The 5,584-nt window shown below is 74.0% G+C and carries 7 protein-coding genes; 3 read left to right on the top strand and 4 right to left on the bottom strand.

All coding sequences use genetic code 11. The annotated features are described in order from the left end of the window. Nucleotides 1-130: 130 nt before the first annotated feature. The 3 genes from AE652_RS34105 to AE652_RS34095 are packed head-to-tail and all read left to right on the top strand — an operon-like array spanning nt 131 to nt 2,545. Nucleotides 131-370 (top strand): ABC transporter permease, encoded by a 240-nt coding sequence (locus AE652_RS34105; RefSeq protein ID WP_234348641.1) that lies wholly within the window; start codon nt 131-133, stop codon nt 368-370. 18 nt (nt 371-388) lie between these two features. Then, nucleotides 389-1,159, top strand: a complete 771-nt coding sequence (locus tag AE652_RS34100) for a hypothetical protein (RefSeq protein WP_049658724.1) — start codon at nt 389-391, stop codon at nt 1,157-1,159. 6 nt (nt 1,160-1,165) lie between these two features. Then, nucleotides 1,166-2,545: a hypothetical protein gene (locus AE652_RS34095; RefSeq protein WP_049658722.1), complete on the top strand. Its 1,380-nt coding sequence runs from the start codon at nt 1,166-1,168 to the stop codon at nt 2,543-2,545. Between the two features lie 92 nt (nt 2,546-2,637). Here the strand turns inward: AE652_RS34095 and AE652_RS34090 are convergent, their stop codons facing one another. The 4 genes from AE652_RS34090 to AE652_RS34075 form a co-directional block, all read right to left on the bottom strand. Continuing rightward, the gene (locus AE652_RS34090) at nt 2,638-3,711 is read right to left on the bottom strand and encodes a M14 family metallopeptidase (RefSeq protein WP_049658721.1); all 1,074 of its coding nucleotides are present in this window, start codon (nt 3,709-3,711) and stop codon (nt 2,638-2,640) included. A gap of 14 nt (nt 3,712-3,725) precedes the next feature. Beyond that, on the bottom strand, nt 3,726-4,055 hold the full coding sequence (locus tag AE652_RS34085; protein WP_049658719.1) for a hypothetical protein: 330 nt from the start codon (nt 4,053-4,055) through the stop codon (nt 3,726-3,728). Nucleotides 4,056-4,149: 94 nt separating this feature from the next. Then, nucleotides 4,150-4,872, bottom strand: coding sequence for a TetR/AcrR family transcriptional regulator (locus tag AE652_RS34080; RefSeq protein WP_049658718.1), 723 nt, complete (start codon nt 4,870-4,872; stop codon nt 4,150-4,152). Between the two features lie 344 nt (nt 4,873-5,216). Further along, the coding region (locus tag AE652_RS34075) for a LysE family transporter (RefSeq protein WP_159028630.1) at nt 5,217-5,584 on the bottom strand (368 nt) is incomplete at its 5' end.

Raw genomic sequence — 5,584 nt, 5'->3', positions numbered from 1 at the left:
CGCGGGGCCCGTGCGGCCCGGCGGCACCGGGACGGCGCGCGTGGCGCGCCGGGCGCGGCCCGGGTGGAGGGAGAGGGGAGGCGCGGCAATGCCTTCCCAACAAGCCCCCGCCCATCGACGACCGAGCCCGGTGCGCCCGCGATTCTGGCTGGAGACGGCCCTCGGCGCGCTGTCCGGGCTCCTGTTCCTGCTCACCCTGGTGTGGCCGCAGTGGATCGAGACGCTGCTCGGCCTCGACCCGGACGCCGGCAGCGGCGCCGCGGAGTGGCTGGTGGTCGCGCTCGCAGCCGCCGTCACCGCCGGGTGCGCGCTCGGCGCGCGGACCGAGTGGCGCCGGGCGCACCCGGCCCCGGTCCGCGCCGCGCGGTGAGCGGATCGGAGGACCGTCATGACCGACACCGCACCAGCCGCCGCACCCCGGCTGAGCGACCTCGTCCGGAGTGCGCCGCTGAGCTTCCTCGGCACCGTCACCAGGGTCGGCGGCACCTCGCTCGCCGCCCTGCCGGCCGAGGCCAGGAACGAACGGACCGCCGTGGTCCGGGTGGACCAGGTGCTGCACGCACCCGCGGCCTTCCGGCAGCTCGGCGGCAGCGAGGTCACCGTCCAACTGGCCACCGACGCCGAGCTGTTGAAGGTCGGCGACACGGCGGCCTTCTTCACCAGGGGGATGGTCTACGGGGACGGCCTGGGCGTGGCCGAGGTCGGCCGGCTGCCGGCCGACGCCGTCCGGCAGCACGTCTCGCTGGCCGCCACCACGGCCGACGAACTCCCCTTCTCCTCGGTGCAGCGGGAGATCCGCGACCAGGACCTGGCCGCGCACGCCGCCGAGGCGGACGCCGTCGTGGTCGCCACCGTGGTCGGCCTGGAGGACCTCGGCCTGGCCGAGTACTCCGAGCACGACCCGCACTGGTGGCGGGCCACGCTCGACGTCTCGCTCGTCGAGTCCGGCGGCGCCGCCCCCGGACCGACCACCGTGCTCTACCCGGCGAGCGGGGACATCCGCTGGCGCGCGGTGCCCAAACCGACGCCCGGGCAGCTGGGCCTGTGGCTGCTGCACGCCACCGGGGGCGAGCTCGCCGCGCGGGCGCCGTACCGGCTGCTCCACCCCGAGGACTACCAGCCGGCGCAGAAGCTCGCCGTGCTGCGGGAACGGAGGTGAGCCGACATGCCCACCATCAAGGTCGTCAACATCACCCCGAAGGCGCTGAGCGGCGACACCAACCTGGACAGTGAGCCCAACCTCGCGGTCGACCCGGAGAACCCGCTGGAGATGGTCGCGACCGCCTTCACCCCCGACCCGATGAACGGGCCGCTCGCCCCCGTCTACGTCTCGACGGACGGCGGGGACACCTGGGTGCTGAACAGCGTCGTCCCGGGCAACGGGGCACTCGGTACCGGGGACATCAGCGTCGGCTTCGGCGGGGCGGGGGGCCGGCTCTACACCGGCATCCTCAACGGCCAGAGCGGCGACCTGCAGATCCTGCGCGCGCCGGACATCACCGCGAGCACGCCGATGGCCGTGCTCGTCGACCGGAGCGGGGAGGACCAGCCCTGGGTCGTCGCCACCACCGTCACGGCGAACGGCGGCAGCGGCGACCGGGTGTACATCGGCAGCAACGACGTCGCCCAGCCCGGCGGCACCGCCACCGTGGACGTCTCGAACGACGCCGGCACCGGGCCCGCTCCGGCCGGTTTCGCGCCCGTCAAGCTCGACCGGCACACCGGCACGCTCTTCGACGGGCCGCCGGTGCGGATCGCCGCGCACCCGGACGGCACGATCTACGTCGCCTTCCTGAGCGTGACCGCCACCGGCGCGGGGGCCCTGATCACCTTCGACGTCGTGATGACCCGTGACGACAAGGGCGGCGTCGGACCGAACCCCTTCGAGGACCTCCTCGACTCGGCCGTCGGCGACGTCGGCCAGCGCGTGGTCACCGGCCGCAAGGCCCGGTTCAACCCGCACCAGCGGTCGCTGGGCCAGGAGCGCACCGGTGCGGACCTGGCCGTCGCCGTGGACCCCACCGACTCCAACAGCGTCTGGATCGCCTACTGCGACAACCTCGGCGGAACCGCCCCCACCGACTACGTGCTGCACAGCCGTCACTCGGCGGACCGGGGCCAGACCTGGGCCGCGGCGCGCCCGGACGTGGTCAACGGCAAGAACCCGTCGCTGGCGGTCAACTCCGACGGCCTGGTCGGGCTGGTCTACCAGCAGCTGGTCCACAACCAGTGGTCGACGGTGCTGGAACTGACCGCCGACGGCTTCGGGACGACGGAGAGCCATGTGCTGCACCAGGCCCCGGGCGACGTGCCGCCGGCCGGGACGCAGTTGCCGTACCTGGGGGACTACCTCCGGATGGTCACGGTCGGAAAGGACTTCTACGGCGTCTTCGCCGGAAACAACACCCCCGACCGGGCCAACTTCCCGGTGGGCGTGACCTACCAGCGCAACGCCAACTTCACCACCCACCAGCTGCTCAGCTCGGACGGGGTCACCCGGGTGCCGCCGTCCATCGACCCGTTCTTCTTCCACCGGGCCGCCTGAGCACCCGCGCACCCCCGCATCCCAAGGCGCCCGCCACGACCGGTCGTGGCGGGCGCCCTGCTGTCGGGCACTGTGGCTTTCGGGGCAGGGGTTCAGGCGGTGGCCAGGCAGAACCGCACCAGCCCGGCGTCCACGTCGAGGACGATCCGCTGCATCTCGGCCCACGGCGGGTGGAACTGCGTGCCCCACTCGACGGTGAAGCCGAGCACCTTCCCCTGCTCGGGGTCGACGAAGTGGCGGGCGAAGACGTAGTCGTCGCTGGTGCCGCTGGTCGGGTACAGGTGGAAGCCGCTCAGCGGCTTGTACGCCAGGCCGCGCACGCCGTGCAGGCCCTGGCAGAAGGCCTCGGCGAGCAGCACGGCGGTGTCGGCGTCGGTCTTGGGGATGTACTCCGCGTACGCGACGTCGCCGGGCAGGCCGCGCTTGCCGTCGTACTGGCTGTTGCGGAAGTTCATGGCGGGGGTGACCGACTGGTTCTCGTCGTCGCCCCAGTTGTAGAGCATGTCCTGGGAGTAGCTGTGCACGTCGACGAACCAACCGGTCCGCGGGAACTGGTCCAGCAGCCAGCGGACGTTGCGGGTCTCGGGCTCGGAGAAGGCGCTCGGGCCCTCGTAGACCTGCTGGTCGCACGGGTCGGCCGACACCTGCGGGGTGGCGGTCGGGGCGAAGGCGGTGGCGAAGTCGAAGAGGAAGTCGTAGTTGCGGTTGAGGTCGACGCCGACGCAGTCGGGGTTCGTGCTGCCCCCGGCGTTGGCCGGGTTGCGGTTCTTGCGCCACATCGGGTCGGCGGTCTGGCTGAACAGCCGGCCGTCCGGGTTGACCAGCGGGAAGAACACCAGGTCCAGCCGCTGGAGCAGGTTCCGGACCTGGTCGGCGGTGAAGACGGTGCCGCCGTAGCCGAGGCCGGTACCGTCGCGCTGGGCCTCCAGCAGGTCGGCGGCGAGGTGGACGAGGATCTCGCAGCTGCCCCATTCACGGGCGTGCACACCGCCGATCATCATCACGCAGCTCTTGGGCACCGGGGCCGGTGCACCGATCTTGAGGGCGTGGGCGGTGCGGCCCTCGATGGAGGGCTCGGGCAGGGTGAGCAGTTCGGACGTGCCGGGGTAGGCGGTGGCCAGGCTGGCCACGGCGGACTCGACCTCGGTGATGTTCAGGTACGGCATGACGACCTCCCGGGTCAGCCGGCGGGCTTGGCGGCGAGGCCGTGCGGGACGGCGTCGGCGGCGGCGAACCGGTCGCCGGTGCCGACCTCGGCCTGGGCGGCGCGGCCGGCCTCGCTGGCGTTGCCGATCCGGGTGACGGTGACGCCCTCGCGTTCGAGGGCGGCGATCCGGTCCTCCGGGGCGTAGACGTCGATGCCGACGCTGCCGTCCGGTTCGACGTGCGGGCGGCCACCGGTGTCGGGGCGGGCCTCGCGCAGCAGGGCGCGCAGGACCTCCGGGTCCCTGGCGGTGACGCGGAGTCGCAGGATGTCGGGTCGGGGCGGTCGGGTGGGAACGGCGGACATGGCGACCTCTTCTCGGGCGCCGGGGGAGCGCGGCCCACGGCCGGCTCAGCGGTGCCGGATTCAAGCGGATATGTCCGACGTGTACCTCGTATCCTCAGGATGCGTCGCCGCGGTAGAAGCCGTCAAGGGGCGGCTCGGGCATCCCGTCGAGCAGGCTGTCCAGGCCGCTCAGCATCTCGGCCTCGTCGTCGAAGTCGGAGAACCGGGGCACCAGGGCGCGCAGTCTGGGGTAGTCGGCGGCGGGCAGCCGGTGCAGGCCGAGCCGCAGGGCCGGGTCCGGTTCGTTCGGGTTGTCGACCACCTGGCGCTTGTCCACCAGCAGGCAGCCGAGGTTCCAGGCGACGAAGGTGCGGTAGACGGTCAGCGCGCCGGCGTCGTCGAAGCCGGCCCGGCCGAGCACGGCCAGGATGTGCTCGGTGAGCTCTAGCACCGAGGCCGGGCGGCGGGCCACCGGGACGGCCAGCGGGCGGGTCGCGACCAGCGGCAGGATCTCGGGGTGGGCGTGCGCGGTGGCGGCGAACGCCCGGGCGATCCGGCGCAGTTCGGCGCGCCAGCCGTCCTCGTGCGGGCCGCGGGCGGCGCCGGCCCGCAGCCGGGCGTTGATCTCGTCGAAGTAGGCCTCGACCAGGCCGTCGATCAGCGCCTCCTTGCCCGGGGTGTAGCGGTACAGGGCCATCGACTCCACGCCGAGATCGGCGGCCAGCCTGCGCATGGTCAGCGCGGCCAGGCCCTCGCGGTCGACCAGGGCCACGGCGGCGCCCAGTACCAGCGGGCGGCTCAGTCGGCCCCGCCTCTCGGGGGCGTCCTGCTCGGCCATCTCCGCACTCCTCCGGGTCGGTGGCGGCGTCGTCGGGCGGTCGGCTCGGCGGGGGCGCGGGGCCCGCTGCCGGGCTGGGTCTTCGGCGGATGTCACTCAGCGGATACAGAACCAGGATACAAGGGAGGAATAGGACGTAAACGGGCACGCGGCCGCGCGGCGGCGGTGCTGCCGATCCCGCTGGTCAGATGACCGGGGGAGGGGCGGTGGGGGCGGCGACCGGGGTGGCGGGGCCGGTCGCGGTGTGTGATGCCACTCCGCACCCGCTCGCCAACCTCCTTCCGGCGCCCGGTCGCTGAGCGCGTCCGACCCGGCGGCGCCGGTCACCACGCCCGGCGCCGGCCTCAGTCGAGCAGCAGCCGGACGGCGAGGGCGGCGACCAGGGCGGCGGAGCCGAGGGCGGTGAGCAGCCGGCCGCGCGGGCCGGTGAGGGCCCGGCCGAGCAGGGCGCCGCCGGAGGCCAGCAGCAGTTGCCAGCAGGCGGAGGCGGCGAAGGCGCCGAGGGTGAAGGCCGCCCGGGTGGGGACGCCGTCCTGGCTGCCGCCGCCGAGCACCAGGGCGGCGAAGTAGAGCACGGTGAGCGGGTTCAGCAGGGTGATGCCCAGCAGGGTGAGGAAGGCCCGGGCGGGGGTGGGCGGCGACGGCCGCGCTCCGGCGGCGGGGCCGGAGCGCGGCCGCGCAGTGCGGTGGCGGCCGTCCGGGCGGCCAGGGC

Origin of the sequence: Kitasatospora sp. MY 5-36 (genome assembly GCF_001182915.1) — a bacterium.
Taxonomy (GTDB): domain Bacteria; phylum Actinomycetota; class Actinomycetes; order Streptomycetales; family Streptomycetaceae; genus Kitasatospora.
Note: the sequence above shows the minus strand (reverse complement) of the source record. Positions and strands in the feature narration are given on the sequence as shown.